General features: G+C 62.4%; 1 protein-coding gene. It reads left to right on the plus strand.

What is annotated here, in order from left to right; genetic code table 11:
• On the plus strand, positions 1–245 hold a 245-nt coding region (locus DBR44_RS19590), incomplete at both ends, for a hypothetical protein (RefSeq protein ID WP_158613692.1).

Genomic DNA, 245 nt, shown 5'->3' on the forward strand with positions numbered 1-245 from the left:
TCAACAAGGCTGAGCAAGGCAGTGCGACCACCGATACGGTGAACATCGGCCTGCCGAGCGATGCCAAGGTGGGTGACACGCTGAACGTCACCATCAATGGCGTGGCCCAGGCTGGTCATGTCCTGACTGCAGCAGAAATCAGTGCTGGCCAAGTTGTACTGACGCCGACCGCACCGGCCGAAGGTGGCACGCTGAATGTGGCGGCCACCATCACGGACGTGGCCGACAATACCTCGGCCAGCGCC

The organism is Aquitalea sp. FJL05, assembly GCF_003852595.1.
Classification (GTDB): domain Bacteria; phylum Pseudomonadota; class Gammaproteobacteria; order Burkholderiales; family Chromobacteriaceae; genus Aquitalea; species Aquitalea aquatilis.